This is a genomic window from Plantactinospora veratri (assembly GCF_036421995.1).
In the GTDB taxonomy this organism is placed as follows: Bacteria; Actinomycetota; Actinomycetes; order Mycobacteriales; family Micromonosporaceae; genus Plantactinospora; species Plantactinospora veratri.
Genome location: NZ_JAZGQL010000007.1, coordinates 1 through 19,418 on the forward strand (window position 1 = coordinate 1; position 19,418 = coordinate 19,418).

At 73.0% G+C, this 19,418-nt stretch carries 11 protein-coding genes; 8 read left to right on the forward strand and 3 right to left on the reverse strand.

Annotated elements, in window-relative coordinates; translation table 11 throughout:
* The first annotated feature begins 266 nt into the window (after window positions 1-266).
* From V1634_RS10770 to V1634_RS10795, 6 genes are all read left to right on the forward strand, one after another.
* Complete coding sequence (locus tag V1634_RS10770) at window positions 267-716, forward strand: SAV_6107 family HEPN domain-containing protein (RefSeq protein ID WP_107261417.1); 450 nt, start codon at window positions 267-269, stop codon at window positions 714-716.
* 69 nt (window positions 717-785) lie between these two features.
* Entirely contained in the window at window positions 786-1,535 is a 750-nt protein-coding gene (locus V1634_RS10775; RefSeq protein ID WP_331207626.1) for a hypothetical protein, read from the forward strand.
* A 63-nt stretch (window positions 1,536-1,598) separates the two neighbouring features.
* A complete protein-coding gene (locus V1634_RS10780) occupies window positions 1,599-3,176 on the forward strand; it encodes a DNA polymerase Y family protein (protein ID WP_331207627.1) in 1,578 nt (525 codons plus the stop codon).
* A 69-nt stretch (window positions 3,177-3,245) separates the two neighbouring features.
* Window positions 3,246-6,605 (forward strand): error-prone DNA polymerase, encoded by a 3,360-nt coding sequence (locus tag V1634_RS10785; RefSeq protein WP_331207628.1) that lies wholly within the window; start codon window positions 3,246-3,248, stop codon window positions 6,603-6,605.
* 105 nt (window positions 6,606-6,710) lie between these two features.
* Window positions 6,711-7,460, forward strand: coding sequence for a methyltransferase domain-containing protein (locus V1634_RS10790; protein ID WP_331207629.1), 750 nt, complete (start codon window positions 6,711-6,713; stop codon window positions 7,458-7,460).
* Window positions 7,457-8,818, forward strand: coding sequence for an alkaline phosphatase family protein (locus V1634_RS10795; RefSeq protein WP_331207630.1), 1,362 nt, complete (start codon window positions 7,457-7,459; stop codon window positions 8,816-8,818). Before V1634_RS10790 ends, V1634_RS10795 begins: the two co-directional genes overlap by 4 nt.
* A gap of 2 nt (window positions 8,819-8,820) precedes the next feature.
* On the opposite strand, the gene V1634_RS10800 is transcribed toward V1634_RS10795, so the two are convergent.
* Together V1634_RS10800 and V1634_RS10805 are read right to left on the reverse strand one after the other, a co-directional pair.
* The gene (locus V1634_RS10800) at window positions 8,821-13,353 is read right to left on the reverse strand and encodes a CHAT domain-containing protein (RefSeq protein WP_331207631.1); all 4,533 of its coding nucleotides are present in this window, start codon (window positions 13,351-13,353) and stop codon (window positions 8,821-8,823) included.
* A 326-nt stretch (window positions 13,354-13,679) separates the two neighbouring features.
* Window positions 13,680-14,684, reverse strand: a complete 1,005-nt coding sequence (locus V1634_RS10805) for an aldo/keto reductase (RefSeq protein WP_331207632.1) — start codon at window positions 14,682-14,684, stop codon at window positions 13,680-13,682.
* Window positions 14,685-14,806: 122 nt separating this feature from the next.
* Between V1634_RS10805 and V1634_RS10810 the strand changes: the two genes are divergently transcribed.
* Both V1634_RS10810 and V1634_RS10815 read left to right on the forward strand, forming a co-directional pair.
* A complete protein-coding gene (locus V1634_RS10810; protein ID WP_331207633.1) occupies window positions 14,807-16,066 on the forward strand; it encodes a DNA polymerase IV in 1,260 nt (419 codons plus the stop codon).
* Window positions 16,067-16,181: 115 nt separating this feature from the next.
* Entirely contained in the window at window positions 16,182-16,568 is a 387-nt protein-coding gene (locus V1634_RS10815; RefSeq protein WP_107261404.1) for a DUF3040 domain-containing protein, read from the forward strand.
* A gap of 300 nt (window positions 16,569-16,868) precedes the next feature.
* On the opposite strand, the gene V1634_RS10820 is transcribed toward V1634_RS10815, so the two are convergent.
* A complete protein-coding gene (locus V1634_RS10820) occupies window positions 16,869-19,349 on the reverse strand; it encodes a DUF3488 and transglutaminase-like domain-containing protein (protein ID WP_331207634.1) in 2,481 nt (826 codons plus the stop codon).
* Window positions 19,350-19,418: the final 69 nt, after the last annotated feature.

Sequence of the window (19,418 nt, forward strand, 5' to 3'; positions counted from 1 at the left end):
CCCCCAGCCCCACCAACCCCGGGGGGGGGGGGGGCCCCCCCCCCCCCCCCGGGGGGGCCCCCCCCACGAACCCGCCGGTCGGCCGGCCGGGTGTGGTGTGGGGAAGCGTCCACATCCGGCCGGCCACACACCGGTGCGTCTTCCTCCGCAGCCGGCCAGCTCGACGTGGTGCGTCGCCCTCGGCCACCGCGCTGGCGTTGACCAGCGTGGTCGTTCCGGCCGGCAACGGCGACGCGGTGAATGGGTGACGCGGAGGAGACAGTCCCATGCCGACCAGCCAGGCTCAGGCGCCGACGGTGCCGTCGCACGTGCTGCCGCACCGCACCCCGGCCCAACTACTGACGATCGCCCGGATGGGGCTGGCGGAGGCCGCCGAGACCCGCCCCGACGGCCTGCGGTACGCCGCCGCGCACCTGGCCGCACTGCGGGCCGCCGCGGCGATGCTCGCCGCCCGGGCCCGTCCCGCACCCACCCGCCGAAACCGGGTCACCAGTGTCTGGGCGCTGCTGGTGGTCGTCGCCCCGGAGTTGGGGGAGTGGGCCAACTACTTCGCCACCGGTGCCACCAAGCGGGCCGCCGCCGAGGCGGGCATTCCCCGGGTGGTGACTGCCCGGGAGGCGGACGACCTGCTCCGCGCGGCCGAACAGTTCGTCGCGGTGATCGAGGTGGCGCTCGGAGTGGCGCACCAGCCCGTCCTCGACGGGATCGCCGCCTGACCGCTGCCGCACCAGCGGCGGAGAACAGAGGCGGAGGCGGGACGAGACACACGGGGGAGCAGGGTCGAGATGGCGGGGCGGATGGTCGTCGGTTCCGCTGCCCTGGCGGACCTGGTACGCCCGGCGAACGGCTCCGACCAGGCCGGCGCGCACCGACTGCTTCCGGTACTTCCAGAGCTGGCCGGGCTGCTGCCCAACCGGGGACTGCGCCGGGGCAGTACCGTCGCGGTCGGCCTCGGCCAACCGGCCCGGGGTGGCAGTACCTCGCTGATGCTGGCGCTGCTCGCCGAGGCGTCCCGGGCCGGATCGTGGTGTGCCGTGGTCGGAGTGCCGACCCTCGGCGCGGCCGCCGCCGCCGACCTCGGCATCGAGCTGGACCGGCTGGCCCTCGTCCCCCATCCCGGCCCGGAGTGGGCGACGGTGGTCGCCGCGCTGATCGACGGGGTCGACGTCGTGGTCGCGGCGGTGCCCGACACGGTCTCCGCCTCGGTGGTCAGCCGGCTGGCCGCCCGGGCCCGGCAACGCGGCAGCGTGCTCGTCCCGTACGGCCGCTGGGTCGGTGCCGACGTGACGCTCCAGGTGATCCGGGGCGCCTGGGAGGGGCTGGGGCAGGGCCGGGGCAGGTTGCGCCGCCGGGAGGTGACGATCTCCGCCCGGGGCCGTGGCGCGGCGGCCCGCCCCAAGGAGATCCGGGTCTGGCTGCCCGGCGACGGGTCGACCCGGGCACGTGCGTCGGCACCGCCGGGGGCGGCGGCAGCGCGCCGTGTCCCGCTCACCGTGGTCGGCCGGGCAGGCACTTCGAGAACCGCACAGGGGTAGGGGCAACCTGAGTCGAACACACGTTCTAAGATCCGCATAACTGCTGGTCGAGGGAGGTGTGCGGTGGCGCCGGTGCGGACGATGCTGCTCTGGTGCCCCGACTGGCCGGTGATCGCCGCGGAGATCGTCGACGGGGTGTCGGCGGCGGCCCCGGTCGCGGTGCTGTACGCCAACCGGGTGGTCGCCGCCTCCGCCTCCGCCCGCGCCGAGGGCGTACGCCGGGGGCTGCGCAAACGGGAGGCGCAGAGCCGCTGCCCCCGGCTGACCGTACTGGACCACGACCCCGGCCGGGACGTACGCGCCTTCGAGCCGGTGGCCGCCGCCGTCGAGGAGGTGGTGGCCGGGGTCGAGGTGATCCGCCCGGGTGCGTGTGCGGTCGCCGCGCGCGGTCCGAGCCGGTATTTCGGCGGCGAGGAGCAGGCCGCCGAACGGATCGTCGAACACGTCGCGCAGACCTGCGAGGTGGAGAGCCAGGTCGGGATCGCCGACGGGGTCTTCGCCGCCGGGCTGGCCGCCCGGTCCGGTCGGGTCGTCCCGTCCGGCGGCACCGCGGCGTTCCTCGCCGGGCTGCCCGTCGAGGCGCTGGGCCGGCCGGGGCTGACCGACCTGCTGCGCCGGCTCGGGCTGCGTACCCTGGGCGACTTCGCGGCGCTGCCCGCCGCGGACGTGCTGGCCCGGTTCGGCTTCGACGGGATGCTGGCCCACCGGCTGGCCGCCGGCCAGGACCACCGCCCGCTCGCGGTCCGTCGCCCGCCGCCCGACCTGGCGGTGACCGAGACCTACGACGATCCGCTCGACCGGGTCGACGCGGCGGCGTTCGCCGCGCGGACACTCGCCGAGCGGCTGCACGAGACCCTCACCGGGCACGGACTGGCCTGCACCCGGCTCGGCATCGAGGCGGTCACCGCGCACGGCCAGGAACTGCGCCGGGTCTGGCGGCACGACGGGCTGCTGACCTCGGCGGCGATCGTCGACCGGGTGCGCTGGCAGCTCGACGGTTGGCTGACCGGGACCAGCCGGCGTCCCGGCTCCGGCCGGGCCGGCCCGGCCCGGCCGACCGCGGGGATCATCCGGCTGCGCCTGGTCCCCGAGGGGGTGCTGGCGCACGTCGGCCTGCAACCGGGACTGTGGGGCGAGACCGGGGCGGAACGGGAGCGGGCACACCGGGCGCTGAGCCGGGTGCAGGGCATCCTCGGCCCCGAGTCGGTGGTGACCGCGGTGCTCGGCGGCGGGCGCTCCCCGGCCGACCAGACCCGGCTGGTGCCCTGGGGCGACGAACGGGCGCCGGTCCGGCCGGCGGCTCCGCCGTGGCCCGGCCGGCTGCCGTCCCCCGCACCGGCGGTCGTGCTCCCCGAGCCGTTGCCGGCGGCGGTCTACGACGCAGCCGGGGAACTCGTCCGGGTGACCGCCCGGCTGGCGGTCAGCGCCCCGCCGGCCCGGCTGGAGCTGACCGCCGCCGTAGCCTCCGTCGGCTCGGTGGAGATCGTGAACTGGGCCGGTCCGTGGCCGGTCGACGAACGCTGGTGGGCTCCGGCGGAGGCCCGGCGCCGGGCCCGGTTCCAGATGGGCCTGGCCGACGGTACGGCGCTGCTGCTCTCCCTGGCCGGCGGCCGGTGGTGGGTGGAGGCCATCTATGACTAGGTACGCGACGGCGTGCGGGATCACGCGTCCGGGCGACCGAGGCAGACACGGACTCGGGGAGGGCCGGCGGTGAGCTTCCACAACCCCGACATGCCCTGGACCGAGCTGGAACGTCTGCTCTCCGGCCGGCCCGGCGGCCCGGGTGAGCCACGGCTGCGCGTGGTGGACCCGCTCGCGGTCGACGCCGACGGCGGCGACTCCCCGGCCTGGACCCGCAAGCGCCCCGGCTACACCCCGGCCGAGCTGCCCGCCCCGGTCGAGGGCGCGGTGCCGTACGCGGAACTGCACGCGCACACCAACTTCAGCTTTCTCGACGGGGCCAGCCATCCGGAGGAACTGGCCGAGGAGGCGACCCGGCTGGGCCTGACCGCGCTGGCGGTGACCGACCACGACGGGTTCTACGGGGTGGTGCGGTTCGCCGAGGCGGCCAGGACACTGCGGCTGCCCACCATCTTCGGCGCCGAGCTGTCGCTCGGGCTGCCCGGCTCCCAGAACGGCGAACCGGACCCGCTCGGCCGGCACCTGCTGGTGCTCGCGCACGGCCCCGAGGGGTACGCCCGGCTGGCCAGCACCATCGCCCGGGCCCAGCTGCGCGGCGGCGAGAAGGGCCGCCCGGTCTACGGCGAGCTGGAAGAGGTCGCCGGGGAGCTGAAGGACCACGTACTGGTGCTGACCGGCTGCCGGAAGGGCACGGTGCCGACGGCGCTGCTCACCGAGGGGGTCGAGGCGGCGGCCCGGGAGCTGGACCGGCTGGCCCAGCTCTTCGGGCCGGAGACGGTGGCGGTGGAGCTGACCGACCACGGCGACCCGTACGACGGCGACCGCAACGACGCGCTCGCCGAGCTGGCCGCCACCGCCGGGCTGCCCACCGTGGCCACCAACAACGTGCACTACGCCACCCCGTCCCGCCGCCGGCTGGCCACCGCGCTGGCGGCGGTACGCGCCCGGCGCAGCCTGGACGAGATCGACGGCTGGCTGCCGGCGGCCGGTACCGCCCACCTGCGCAGCGGGGCGGAGATGGCGGCCCGGTTCGCGGCCTATCCCGGCGCGGTGGCCCGGGCCGCCGAGTTCGGCGCCGAGCTGGCCTTCGACCTCAACCTGGTCGCGCCGAGGCTGCCGGACTACCCGGTGCCGCCCGGGCACACCGAGATGAGCTGGTTGCGCGAGCTGACCATGGCCGGCGCGCTGCAACGGTACGGCCCCCGCGACGCGCATCCGGAGGCGTACCGGCAGCTCGACCACGAACTGGGGATGATCGAGGCGCTCGGCTTCCCCGGCTACTTCCTGGTGGTCTACGACATCGTGAAGTTCTGCCGGGACAACGACATCTACTGCCAGGGTCGGGGATCGGCGGCCAACTCGGCGGTCTGCTACGCGCTCTGGATCACCAATGTCGACGCCGTCCGGCACCAGCTCCTCTTCGAGCGCTTCCTCGCCCCGGAACGGGACGGCCCACCGGACATCGACGTCGACATCGAGTCCGACCGCCGGGAGGAGGTGATCCAGCACGTGTACAAGAAATACGGCCGGGAGCACACCGCCCAGGTCGCCAACGTCATCTCGTACCGGCCCCGGTCGGCGGTGCGGGACATCGCCAAGGCGTTCGGCTTCTCACCCGGGCAGCAGGACGCCTGGAGCAAGCAGATCGACCGGTGGGGCAGCGTGGCGGCGGTCGACGTGGACGACATCCCCGAGCACGTGATCACCTACGCCAACGAACTACAGACGTTCCCCCGGCACCTGGGCATCCACTCCGGCGGGATGGTGATCTGCGACCGGCCGGTCATCGAGGTGTGCCCGGTCGAGTGGGGGCGGATGCCGGGCCGCACCGTGTTGCAGTGGGACAAGGACGACTGCGCCAGCGCCGGGCTGGTCAAGTTCGACCTGCTCGGTCTCGGCATGCTCTCGGCGCTGCACTACGCGTACGACATGATCGAGTCGACCCTCGACCTGAGTTCGATGTCCCTGGACGACCCCGAGGTCTACGCGATGTTGCAGCGGGCCGACTCGGTCGGGGTGTTCCAGGTGGAGAGCCGGGCCCAGATGGCCACCCTGCCCCGGCTGAAGCCGACCTGCTTCTACGACCTGGTGGTGGAGGTGGCGCTGATCCGGCCCGGCCCGATCCAGGGCGGCTCGGTGCACCCGTACATCCGGCGCAAGAACGGGTTGGAGGAGGTCACCTTCCCGCATCCGCTGATGCGCAACGCGCTGGAGAAGACCCTCGGGGTGCCGCTCTTCCAGGAACAGCTGATGCAGCTCGCGATCGACCTGGCCGGCTTCGACGCCGGTGGCGCCGACGAGCTGCGTCGGGCGATGGGGTCGAAACGTTCGGCCGAGCGGATGGCGCAGATCCGGGACCGGCTCTATGCCGGGATGGCCGAGCGGGGCATCACCGGCGAGGTCGCCGACGACGTCTATCTGAAGCTCTCCGCCTTCGCCAGCTTCGGCTTCCCGGAGAGCCACGCGATGAGCTTCGCCTATCTGGTCTACGCCAGCTCCTGGCTCAAGCGCTACCACCCGGCGCCGTTCCTGGCCGCGCTGCTGAACGCCCAGCCGATGGGCTTCTACTCGCCGCAGACCCTGGTCGACGACGCCCGCCGGCACGGCGTCGAGGTACGCCGCCCGGACGTCAACGCCAGCGGTGCCAAGGCCACCCTGGAATCCACCCACCAGACCCGGTGGGGGAGCGCGCCCGGCGAGCCGCCGCACCGGTGGGGGCTGGGCGGTCCGGCGGTCCGGCTCGGCCTGGCCGGGGTGCGTACTCTCGGCGACGACCTGGCGGAGAAGATCGAGCGGGAGCGGACCGCGCACGGGGCGTACCGGGACATGGCGGATCTGGCCCGCCGGGTCGGTCTGACCGCCGCACACCTGGAGGCGCTGGCCACCGCGGACGCCTTCGCCTGCTTCGGGCTGACCCGCCGGGCCGCGCTCTGGGCGGCCGGCGCCGCCGCACAGGACAGGCCGGACCGGCTGCCCGGCACCATCGCCGGAGCCGAGGCGCCGACCCTGCCCGGGATGGACGCGGTGGACCGGCTGGTCGCGGACGTCTGGGCCACCGGGCTCTCCCCGGAGAGCCACCCGGCCCAGTCCGTCCGGGGCCAGCTCGACGCTGCCGACGCGGTGCCGATCGCCCGGCTGGCCCAGGTCGAACCCGGCACCCGGGTCCGGGTCGGCGGCATCGTCACACACCGGCAACGTCCGGCCACCGCCGGTGGGGTCACCTTCATCAACCTGGAGGACGAGACCGGCATGCTCAACGTCACCTGCTCGCCGGGGCTGTGGCAGCGCTACCGGAAAGTGGCCCGGACCAGCACCGCACTGCTGGTGCGGGGAAGGCTGGAGCGGCACGACGGGGTGACCAACCTGGTCGCCGACCGCCTCGACGCGATCACCCCACCGGTCACCCCCGCCTCCCGCGACTTCCGCTGAAGCGTTAGGAAGGGCCCCCTCATAGCGCTTTTTGTATAGCAAGGGGCCCTTCCTAACACCTCTGGCGGGCGTTTGAGGCTGCGCCGGGTGGCTTAGGCTCGTCGGGTGGAGCGAACTCAGAGCCGCCCGTCCGGCCCGGTGACCGGCCCGCGTACCGCCGTGGTCTGGACCGTGCTGCGCCGTGAACTGACCCGGCAGCCGGGCAGGACGCTCACCGTGCTCGACGTCGGCGGCGGGACCGGCGGCTTCGCGGTGCCGCTGGCCGAGGCCGGTCACCGGGTGACGGTGGTCGACGCCAGCCCGGACGCGCTCGCCGCGCTGACCCGGCGGGCCGCCGAGGCCGGGGTCGCCGATCGGGTACGCGCCGTGCAGGGCGACGGCGACGCCCTCGCCGGACTCGTCGAGCCGGCCAGCGCCGACCTGGTGCTCTGCCACGCCGTACTGGAGGTGGTCGACGATCCGGCCGGAGTGGTCGGGGCGATCGGCACCGCGCTGCGCCCTGGCGGCGCGGCGAGCGTACTGGTGGCGAATCGGGCCGCCGCCGTGCTGAGCCGGGTCACGAACGGGCACCTGGAGGTCGCCGCCACCCTGCTGCGCGACCCGGACGGGCACGCCGGGCCCCGGGACACCCTGCGCCGGCGCTACGACGCCGACGGCGCCGCCGCGCTGCTGGAGGCCGCCGGTCTGGCGGTCGAGCAGACCCACGGGGTACGCGTCTTCGCCGACCTGATCCCGGCGGTGGCCGCCGAGGCGGATCCGCCGGCCCTGCTGGAGCTGGAGCTGGCCGCCTCGGCCCTGCCGCCGTACCGGGACATCGCCGCCCAGTTGCACCTGTTCGCCCGCCGTCCGGCATGACGAGCCCGCGTAACCCACTCGGCCTGGTCCGGCCGCACTACTTCGGCGGCAGCCTCTCCGACGTGCTGCCCAGCGCACTGTCGGTGCTCGGCGTACCCGCCGGGGCAGCGGACCGGGTCGACCCGCTCGGGCTGGCCGGCGAACTGGCCGGGGTACGCCGGATCGCGGTGCTGCTGGTCGACGGGCTCGGCTGGTACCAGTTGCCGACCGCCGCCCCGCACGCACCGACGCTGGCCGACCTGGCCGCCCGGTTCGGACGCCCGCTCACCTGCGGTTTCCCCTCCACCACCCCGACCAGTCTGGTCAGCCTCGGCACCGGCGCCGCCCCCGGCGCACACGGGGTGCTCGGCTTCCGGGTCAACGTGCCCGGCACCGACCGGATCCTCACGCACATCGACTGGCCGAGGTCGCCGCTCGACGGTCCGAACTTCCCCGGCGGCGGTCCGGGCTCACCCGTCGGCGGCGACCGTCCCAGCGGCTCCTGGCCGCCCGCCGGTGCCGTCGAGCTATCCGGTGCGGCAGAGCCGGAGCTTCCCGGGTCGCCGGCCGGCGACCCGGTGCCCACTCCCGCCGCCGGCTCGGGCGACGACCCCGATCCGCGCCGGTGGCAGCCGTTGCCGACCGAGTTGCAGCGGGCCGAGGCGGCCGGGGTGGCGGTGACCGTGGTGAGCCGGCCGGCGCTGGCGAACACCGGGCTGAGCGTGGCCGCCTACCGCAGCGGAACGCACCGGGGAGCGGACGATGCCGACGCGCTGGCCACCGAGATGCTCGCCGCACTCACCGCCGGGGACGGCCCGACCCTGGTCTACGGCTACCACCCCGAGGTGGATCGGCACGGGCACCTGAGCGGGATCGACTCTGCCGACTGGCGGTCGGCGGTCGCCGAGGTCGACGCGCTGGTCGCCCGGCTGGTCGACGGGCTGCCCCCGGACGCGGCCCTGCTGGTCACCGCCGACCACGGCCAGCTCGACATCCCGGCCGAGGGACGCTACGACCTCGACACCGATCCCCGGCTGCGCGCCGGGCTGCGGGTGGTGGCCGGCGAGGCCCGGGTCCGCTACCTGCACACCCTGCCCGGGGCGACCGCCGACGTGGTGGCCGCCTGGTCGGAGGTGCTCGGCGAGCAGGCGTGGGTGGCGACGCGGGAGGAAGCGGTCTCGGCCGGCTGGTTCGGCCCGGTACCCGAGGCACACCTGCCGCGCATCGGCGACGTGGTGGTCGCCTGTCTGGCCCCGACCGTCGTACTCGCGTCGAAGACGCACAACCCGATCGAGACGACGCTGGTCGCGTACCACGGCTCGTGTACGGCGACCGAGATGACGATCCCACTGCTGGTCGTACCGTCGAGCAGGGCTTGACTCTACAGTTCTCGATTCTCGGTCTCGAGGTCCGCCAACTTCGCCGCTGTCTCGACCAGATCCCGTTGCCATTGACTGTTGCTGGGGTCGGTGGTGGTCAACCGTTGTCGGATGTCGAGGCTGGCCTGGTAGTGCCGGCGTGCGGTGGTCAGGTCGTCGGTTCCGCGAGCGATGTCCCCGAGCCGGTTGTGGCTGATCGACAGGTCCCGTTGCCAGCCGGTGTTGCTGGGGTCGGCGGCGGCCAACCGTTGGGTGATGTCGAGGCTGGCCTGGTACTGCTGGCGTGCGGTGGTCAGGTCGTCGGTTCCGCGAGCGATGTCCCCGAGCCGGTTGTGGCTGATCGACAGGTCCCGTTGCCAGCCGGTGTTGCTGGGGTCGGTGGCGGTGAGTCGGTGGGCGATGTCGAGGCTGGCCTGGTAGTGCTGGCGTGCGGTGGTCAGGTCGTCGGCTGCGACCGCGACGTCGCCGAGTTTGTTGTGGCTGATGGAGAGGTCGCGTTGCCATTCGGTGTTGCTGGGGTCGGTGGTGGTCAACCGTTGTCGGATGTTGAGGCTGGCCTGGTAGTGCTGGCGTGCGGTGGTCAGGTCGCCGGCTGCGACCGCGACGTCCCCGCACCGGTCGTGGCTGATGGAGAGGTCGCGTTGCCATTCGGTGTTGCTGGGGTCGGTGGCGGTGAGTCGTTGGGTGATGGCGAGGCTGGCCTGGTAGTGCTGGTGTGCGGTGGTCAGGTCGCCGGTTCCGCGAGCGACATCCCCGAGCCGGTTGTGGCTGATGGACAGGTCGCGTTGCCATTGACTGTTGCTGGGGTCGGTGGTGGTCAACCGTTGTCGGATGTCGAGGCTGGCCTGGTAGTGCTGGCGTGCGGTGGTCAGGTCACCAGCCGAGCCCGCGACGTCGCCGAGTTTGTTGTGGCTGATGGAGAGGTCGCGTTGCCATTCGGTGTTGCTCGGGTCGGCGGCGGCCAACCGTTTGGTGAGGTCGAGGCTGGCCTGGTAGTGCTGGCGTGCGGTGGTCAGGTCGCCGGCCGCGATCGCGATGTCCCCGAGCCGGTCGTGGCTCGCCGACAGGTCCCGTTGCCATCTGGTGTTGCTGGGGTCGGTGGCGGTGAGTCGTTGGGCGATGTCGAGGCTGGCCTGGTAGTGCTGGTGTGCGGTGGTCAGGTCGCCGGCCGCGCGAGCGATGGTCCCGAGCCGGTCGCGGATCAGGGCGGGTCGGTTACGCCACCAGGGATTGTTGTAGACGTCGGCGGATAGCGCGGCACCAAGGTCGAGGGCGCTCTGGTAGTGGCCACGGGCGGTCTCGAGGTCGGCGGTGGTGATGGCGAGGTCGCCCAGGTCGACCAGCAGAACGGACAGGTCCGCCGTCGCCTGCTCGTCGCCGGGGTTGGTGGCGAGGCGCTGTTCGACGGCCTGGCGTATGTCGTACAGCAGGGTACGGGCGCTGGTCAGGTCACCGGCAGCACGGACGGCCTCGAACTCCTGCTTGACCACCTGCGCCCAGGCAGGCTCGGTGCGGGGGATCAGAGGGCGGATCTCGGCCAGGTAGGCGGCGGCGGCCAGCACGCCGGGTAACGCTGTGACGACTCCCTGGGCCAGCTCCGGGATGTCGTCGTACTGGCCGATGGCAGCCAGATGGCGGACGATGTCGATCAGATCGTCGTACTCGTGACGGCCCTCCCGCAGCCGGCGTACCCGCATCCGCAGCGCGTGTGCGTGGCGGCGGGCGGCGTCGGGGTCGGGGCGGCGGCCGAGAAGTTCGGCGGTCCACGGATGGACCAGAATCTCATCGCCCGGAGCGAGCAGGGTGAGATCACCCAGGCGCTCCACCTCGGCCGCCAGCTGCGTCAGCGGTACCGGCGCCTCGGAGCCGGCCTCGGCGGATTCAGGGCCGGCCAGGGCGTAGGCGAGGTCGTCGAGGGACATCGGGGCGCGGCTGACCGCCAACTGCCCCAGCACCTCACGCTCATGCTCGGTGAGCAGACCGAGAAGCTCGTCGAGAAGGATGTCGCCGCCCCCCAACAACAGGGCGTCCTCCACCGCTGCGCCAACCGGTCGGGGCCGGCGCAGGTCGATGCCCTCCCGGTCGGCGAGCCGCCGTAGCTTGGCCTGTACCTCCCGGAACCGGGCGGGCCGGCCACGCAGCAGCGCGTCGACGTACTCGATCAGCCGGGGATGGCCACCGATGGTCCGGGTCAACAGCCGAAGGTCGTCATCGGCGAGCCCGCGTAGCGCGGGCAGGCGCAGCAGCAGTCGACGCAACTCGGCCGGCGACAGGGGTCCGACCGGCACCGGCACGAGATAACGGTCGTCACCGGGGAGCGGGTACCGGCACGTCACCAGCACCGCCCCGGCCTGCGCGGCCTCGCACCAACCGCTGAAGACCTCGTCGAACGCCGGATCCAGGAAGGCGGCGCCGCCCGGGCTGAGATTCTGCTCGAAGTCGTCGAAGACCAGCAGTACCGGCACCGCACCCAGCACCTTCGCGACCAGGGCGGCCTTCGCCGTGTCGGGTACCTCCACGGAGTCGAGCGTCGCCGCCACCGGGTTGCCCGGGCGGGCCGCCTCCAGGACCGCCGCCATTCCGGCGAACACCGCCGACGGGTTCCAGCGGCCCTCGTGTACCACGGGCAGCATCCCGTCACCGCGGAGCCGGGTGACCAACCGGCCAGCCAGCGCGGTCTTGCCGATCCCGCCGACTCCGATCACCTGTACCCCGCTGATCACCCCGTACCGGTCCCGCGCCCGTTCGGTACGACGCAGTACCCCGGTCGCCTCCCGCAACTGGGACCGGCGCCCGATCAGCTGGCCCAGCCCCAGCTCGCGTACCGAGGTGCCCGACGGCACCACCACCGTGGTCAGGTCCACCTCGGGCCGGCCCGTGTCGATCAACGGCCGGTCGGCGCCGGCGCACAGCAGCGTCGCCACCGCGTACTCCGGGCGCGGCAGCCGGTCGTCCGCTCGCCGAGCCCGCTCCACACCGCGCCGGGCCCGGGCCAACGCGTCCCCGACCGACGGCACCCGGCCAGCCGATGTCGACGCCAGCTCCCGGTAGAACTCGGCCAGCAGCCGGGTCGCGTAACCGTCGGTCACCGATGCCTGCATCGCCAGCACCCGGTCCGCTCCCGCCGCGACCATCGCGGTTGCCAGGGCGTCGCCGTCATCCGCGGCTCCCGCGCAGGAGGAGAGCACGATCAACGGCACCGCCGCCCCCGCGTCCTTGATCGCGTTCATCAACTCCCGGGCGCCCACCGGCTGCGGGTTGCCGTCCTCATCCTCCAACTCCACCTCCGACGGCGAACCGTGCGCCGACAGGTGCAGCACATGGAACTCCGTCTCCCGGAGCGCGGCCGTGATCTGTGCCAGCGACGCCACCTCAAGGATCCGGACCTGCCCGCCCGGACCGGTGACGAGACCACCGACCGCGTCCAGCAACGCCTGCATCTCCGCCTCGACGTCCAACGCGGCGTTCGCCGTGCGGGTCTCCTCCGGCGCGGCCACCGCCGCCAACACCCGCAACGGCCCCGGCAACCCCGCCGTCCCCACCGCGCCGACGCCACGCACCAGCCGGCGCACACTCACCCCACCGATCAGCGCCAACGGCCCGAGCTGCTCACCATCCGTGGTGGTCAACCGCAGCAACTCCACCGGCACCCCCAACGCCGCGCCGTCGGCGCACCACACCACCTCCACCTGGTCACCCGGCCGGAGCCGGGCCACAAGATCGGCCACCACGGACTGCCCCAGCTCGTCGAACACCACTCCCGCCAACACCCGGCCGACCTCCGCGAACCGCTCCCGTGCCACCACCACGGGTCCGGTCAACGAATCCCACACCCGGCCCACCTCCACGGGAAGCACCGCCTCCCGCCGGCACACCGGTGTCCCCGCCAGACTCACCTCACAGGTCAGCCGCTGATCCGCCAACCGCGCATTGATCAACAACTCCGTCGACAACCCGACCCGTTCCGTGCCGACCGGCGGCACGGCAGTCGGCCCGGTTGCCGGTGCGGTCGACCGCGGCGGCAACCACGGCACCGTCCCGACCGGCGGCTCGACCTCCTGCGGTTGGGCCGTCAGCACCCGCAGCAGCTCCTCCACCCCCGTGGCGGTCAGCTCCGGTACGTGGTAGACCGAGCCGCCGACCGGGACCAGCCAGTCCGGCAGACCGTCGACGTCCCCGTCCGGTAGGACCACCGGCAGGATCGATCGCAGCCCCGCCTCCGGATCGGCATACCACCGCTCCTTCAACAACCGCGCTTCCCACCGCACGCCGCGCCCTGTCGACCGGTCCCCGCGATCCTCTCCGCGCTCCCGATATGCCGGCGATGCGACGACCAGTACGAACGCAGCCTCGCGAACCTGCTCACTCATCCAGTCCGGCCAGAACTGCCGATGCGCCGTCGCTGTCACGTCCAACTTCGCATCGACACCCAACGATCGCAGCAACAACCACAACCGCCGAACCAACTCGCCATGATCAGAATCTTGGTGCGCGTACGAAATGAAGACCCGGACCGGCGCACCAGCCACACCCACCGACCCCCAGACCAGAACCGATCATGATCAGCCGAAACGCGACGACCGACCACAACTACCACACCGCGACAACGCCCCAACAGCCACGACCGTCCGATCGCGACAGCCGACAAGCCAGCCCGGATCCACTCGCAGACATTAATCCGTACCCGACTCGGATAGCCGATTCCGACTGCACCCGCGATGGCGAGTACCGGAAAAGTGATCAGGCGATAACGAATCCGCCACCGGTGCCGCCGGCCGGAGAGTCGTCAATCAGACAAGTTCCGGCGGACGACTCGCAGGATGCGAGAACCGGAAGGGAAACCGCCGGTTACCGGCCCGGCTCAGGCGCCGGCTTCGGCCAGCCGAACCAGATGCTCGTCGGTGAGGGTGAGGTCCAGCGCGGGCAGCGCGGCGGCGTACTGCTCGGGGGTGCGGGGGCCGAACAGCGTCACGAACTCCGGATCCCGCTGGTGCAGCAGCCAGGCCAGTACGAGCTGGTTGCCGGTCACGCCCAGCTCGGCGGCGACCTCGGCGACGGCGGCGAACCGGGCATCGGCGTCCGGCCCCCGGTACGACTCCATCACGTGGTGGTCGCGGCGTTTCGCCAGGTCGTCGTAGCTGCCCTTCAGGATCGGCGAGTAGGCGACCAGGGTCACGTCGTCGTTGCCGCGCAGGTAGTCGAGCTGCTCGTCGTCCACGATGGAGAGCGTGTCGGCACCCGGCCGGGGGCGCAGGTAGGAGTGCTGCTGTTGCAGTGCGACCGGGGCCGGCCAGCCGTACCGGTCGGCGAGCTGCCGGATCCGCTCCAGTCGCCAGGTCCGGACGTTGGACCAGCCGACGTACCGGATCTTGCCGGCCGCGACCAGCCCGGCGAGCGCCTCCAGGGTCTCCTCCAGCGGGGTGTTCCGGTCGTCGACGTGCACGTAGTAGAGGTCCACGTGGTCGGTGCCGAGCCGGCGCAGGCTGTCGTCGAGTGCCCGGCGCAGGGTGTCGCCGCCGGCCCCCTCGTACTGCCGGCGGGCCGCGTGCGGGTCGTGCGGGTTGTTCCGCACCGCGTCGACGTCGCGGATCCAGGCGCTGCCCTTGGTGGCCAGGAAGACGTCGTCCCGCCGCCCGGTCCGGCGCAGCCAGCGGCCGAGCAGGCTTTCGCTCTCGCCGCCCCGGAACGGCGGACCGGGCCACCAGGCGTAGCAGTTCGCGGTGTCCAGGAACGTGCCGCCGCCGTCGAGGTAGCGGTCGAGGATCGCGTACGACGACTCCTCGTCGGCGAGCGTGCCCATCAGCATGCAGCCGAGCGCGAACTGGCTGACCTCTTCGCCGGTCTGCCCGAGTGGCACCGTCTTCATCGCCATTCCTCCCCCGTGTCCGGGTGCTGCGCCGGAGCGCCAATGGTAGAGAGCCGTACCCGGTCGGTGCCAACCGGAATCGTCGGCGCGGTTGCGTCGTACCCCCGGGTTAACCTGCCGTTATGGGTCGCAGCCACTCCGTGCCACGCGGCGGTGATCCGCGCTTCGGCGCGGACGCCGACGACTCCGGCTCGCCGATCCTGCACGTCGACATGGACGCGTTCTTCGTCGCGGTCGAGGTCCGCCGCCGGCCCGACCTGCGGGGCCGGCCCGTCGTGGTCGGCGGGATCGGCCCGCGCGGCGTGGTCAGTTCGGCCAGCTACGAGGCCCGGGAGTACGGCGTGCGCAGCGCGATGCCGACGATGCGGGCCCGGGCGCTCTGCCCGTCGGCGGTCTTCCTGCCGCCCGACTTCGCGCGGGTCACGGCGGCCTCCCGGGCGGTGATGGAGATCCTCCGCGACGTGACCCCGCTGGTGGAGCCCCTCTCGCTGGACGAGGCGTTCCTCGACGTCGCCGGGGCACGCAAGCTGCTCGGCCGGCCGGCCGAGATCGCCCGGCTGATCCGGTCCCGGGTCGCCGAGCAGGAGGGGCTGACCTGTTCGGTCGGGGTGGCGCCGACCAAGTTCGTGGCCAAGCTCGGCTCCAGTCGGGCCAAGCCGGACGGGCTGATCGTGGTACCGGTCGACCGGGTGCTGGAGTTCCTGCACCCGCTGCCGGTGGAGGCGCTCTGGGGGGTGGGGGAGCGGGCGGCGGAGACGCTGCGCCGACTCGGCCTGCGGACGGTCCGGGACATCGCCGAGGCGCCGGTCGGGCTGCTCCGGGGCAGTCTGGGTGACGCGGCAGCGGCTCACCTGCACGAGCTGGCCTGGGGGCGCGATCCGCGCCGGGTCAGTCCGGAGCACGCGGAGAAGTCGATCGGCGCCGAGGTCACCTTCGACACCGACCTGGCCGAGCCGGAGACGATCCGGCGGGCCCTGCTGGCGCTCGCCGAGAAGGTCGGGGTCCGGCTGCGCCGGGCCGGGCAGGTCGGTCGGACGGTTTCGATCAAGGTTCGCTTCGCCGACTTCCGGACGGTCAACCGGTCCCGCACCCTCGGCGGCTCGACCGACGTGACCCGGGAGGTGTTCGACACCGCCTGGGCGTTGTTCGACGCACTCGGCCCCGGTGACCGGATCCGGCTGATCGGCATCCGGGTCGAGGGGCTCAGCGACGGCGACCAGACACCCCGACAGCTCGCGCTCGGCGCGCCCGAGCACGGCTGGCGGGAGGCGGAGGCCGCCGCCGACGCCGCGGCCGCCCGATTCGGGCGTTCCATGGTGCGCCCAGCGAGTCTCTTGGGGCACGACGACCTGCGGCGGACGGAAAATCCGACGCGGCCATAGGTCGTCCCGCTTTCCGACCCGCGACCCCCCTCGTAGACTGGCGGGTAAGCAGCCGGTTGGCTGCCACGGTCTGTCGGTCCGAGCGGACCGGCCAACGTGACCGGGGAGGAGTGCCGTGCCGCTCTCGGAGCACGAGCAGCGGCTGTTCGAGCAGATCGAGCAGTCGCTTGCCGAGGACCCTAAGTTCGCCTCGGCTGTGCGCGCCAGCGACCCGCGTTTCCACGCGCGACGTCGCCTGCTCGTCGCGGTCAGCGTGATCATCGCTGGCCTTGCATTGGTCGTCTACGGCACGGTGAGCAAAACTCCGCTGCTCGGAGTGGCGGGCTTCGTGGTGATGCTCGGTGCGGCCGCGTTCGCGATGATGTCGCAGCGTAAGGCGCAGTCACCGGACCTGCACGTGGTCGGCGGCACCACCAGCCGCCGCGTCCGCAGCGGGCGACGCTTGTCGTTGATCGACCGACTCGAGGAGAGGTGGCGTCAGCGGCCGGAAGGCCACCGCTGACCGTTACCCGTCCGTGGGGTGCGCCCCGCTGGCGGTACCGTCCGGGATCCGTCCCGGACCAGTGGCACTTCTCCGTGCCCGCACACCCGCTGTCGGCGGTGCGCCTCCGTCGGCCGTTCGCGTCCCTGCACCGCTGCCGAGCCACACCGGCTTCCCGGCGCACCGGTTCTTCCACCTCCAAGACGCGGTGATCCACCTCACGATCCGTCTCGCCACGCCGACCTCAGGTAGGCCGAAGGGCCCACCCCGCGACTCGCGGAGTGGGCCCTTTCGGTCGGTCGCCGTTACCGGCGGCCCGGATCAGCGGGACGGACGCCCGGCGAGCACCCGCCGGGGGCTCCACCGCAGCAGGCGGTCCCGGACCCGGCCGGTCAGCCCGACGAACCCGGCCGACAGATCCATGACCGCCAATCGCCAGCGGAACAGTACCGACGGCGGCAGGGTGGCCGCCACCAGCCGGGTCCGCCGGTCGGCTCCGGCGCTCAGCGCCCGGCGTACCGAGCGGAGAGCCTCACCCAGCGGGCCGTGCCGCAGCGGCTCCCGGGCGTACCTGGCGCGTTCCTCGGCGTGCCCGAGCAGCCGGATCGCCTCGCCGGCACTGCCGACGGTCAGCCCCTCCCGGACCAGCCGGTCGGCGGTGGCCCGGGGAGTCTCCGCCGGATCCACCCGGACCCGGAAGTCGACCAGGGTGTCGACCAGCTCGTCCCAGGCGGCGTGCGCGTCGGCCCGGGCCCGGGCCAGTTCGGAGTCGCTGAGCACCACCCGGGCGACCCCGGGCGGCGCGTCCTCGTCCGCCGTCACCGACGCCAGGGCGCTGGCCGCGGCGGCGGCCCGGGTCTGGCGGCGCCGCCGGAGCAACACCCGCCGCAGCGCCGGCACGGTCAGCAGCAGGGCCAGCAGCACCACCCCGGCCAGTACCCAGAGCGGCCAGTTCGGCCCGCTCTCCGGGGCGACCCCGGCGGTGCCGTCGAACGCCTCGTCGAGCGGGCGGTCCGACCCGTCAGCCGCCTCCGGGCCGGCCGACGGGTCGGCGGTCGGGCCGGTCGGCGCCGTCGGGGAGGTGGAGGTCTGCTCGGGCGCGTCCGGGTCCGGTGCCCACTGCGAACGCCACGAGCCGGTGACGCTGGCCGCCGGAGTCGCGTCGAACGGGACCCAGCCGATGCCGGTGAAGTAGACCTCGGTCCAGGCGTGCAGGTTGTTGTTGGTCAGGGTGTAGGTGTTGCCCGACCGGTTGGCGCTGGTGAAGCCGAAAGCCACCCGGGCGGGAATGCCGGCCTCGCGGACCAGCCAGGTCATCGCGGCGGCGTACTGCTGGCAGAAGCCGACCTTGTTGGTGAGGAAGTTGACGATGTCCTGGCCGCTGGTGCCGCCCTCGGTGTTCAGGGCGTAGCTGAAGCCGTTCTTCCGGGAGAAGTGGTCGTAGATCGCCCGCACCCGCTCGTAGTCGTTCCGCTTGCCGGAGGTGAGCCGCGAGACGACCTCCTCGACCTCCCGTACCGGCTCGACGGTGGTGTAGAGCTTGCGGAACGCGTGCTCCGGGGCCAGCGTCGGTGCGGCGGCGAGCGCGGCCGGGGTGTACTCCGAGCGGACGAAGTCGAAGGAGTACTTCCGGTTCCGCGACGACGCCCGTTCCGAGTAGAGGACCTGCATGGTCGCGTCGTAGCGCCAGTTCGCGTCGATCTGGCGGGTGCTCACCGGTGCGGTGTAGACCGGCAGGAACGGCATGGCGAAGTCGAGGATCTCGACGTCGGCGTTGTACTGCTCGCGGGTGATCCCCGGGGCTTCCCGGGCCACCTCGCGCGGATCCGGCAGGCCCTGGGTCACCGGCGTCCCCTCCGGGGAGCGCGGCCCGAACCCGGTCCGGGAGAAGTCGTCGGCGACCGCGAAACGCAGGTAGAACGGATCGGGGTCGCTGGTGGTCACCCGTACCATGTCGCGCTGCTCGGCCCGGTTGAGTTCACCGCTGAGCTGGGCGAAGAGGTTCACCCGGCCCGGCGAGCCGCCCGGTCCGGCCCGGCCGCCGCCCTCGCCGCTGCCACCGCCGCTGTTGAACTGGCTGAGCAGCCCCGAGGTCATCCCCGGTACGGCCAGCGGCAGCAGTACGGCCACCGCGACGCCGATCACCGCCAGCCGGCGGCCGGCGGCGGCCAGCGGGGACGGCTCCCACACGTCCACGTCCCGCCCGTCGCCGGTGAACCGGCGTCCGAAGTGGCGGACCCGGTCCACGTTGTCGGCGGCGAGCAGCCAGAGGAAGCCGACCGCCCCGATCACGAACGGCACCGCCGAGACGCTGTCGACGTGTACGGCAACCGGCACCGAATAGATCGCCAGCATCGGCAGTCCGGCCAGGGCGGGCCGGCGCATCCCGACGGTGAGCAGATCCACCACGATCGCCACACCGCCGACACCGAATGCGGTCAGGAAGAGCAGCGAGTCCAGGTCCTGCACCGGTACGCCGTACGCGCGCATGTCCTCGCCGGAGCTGGCGAGCAGCGAGCCGAAGTGGGTGATGGTGGACGGGGTGGGGAGCAGGGAGAGCATCTCCTGCCCGCTCGGGAAGATCCAGGTCAGCCCGAAGAGCAGCGCGGCGGCCATGCCGAGCCCCTGGGCCCAGACCGGCGCCCGCCACCAGCGGGTCAGGGTGGCCGTGCCGGCGATCAGCCCGACGACGACCGCGCACTGCACCAGCCAGGTCCACCGCTCGTAGATGGTGGACATCGGTGCGGCGGCGAGCAATGTGGCCGCGGCCGCCACGAATCCCAGATGTCGGCGTCCCCTCATCACAACTTCCCGTCCGTGCCGGTGCTGCCGTTCGGTTTCATTCCGCCGCCCTCATCCACCTCGCCGGTC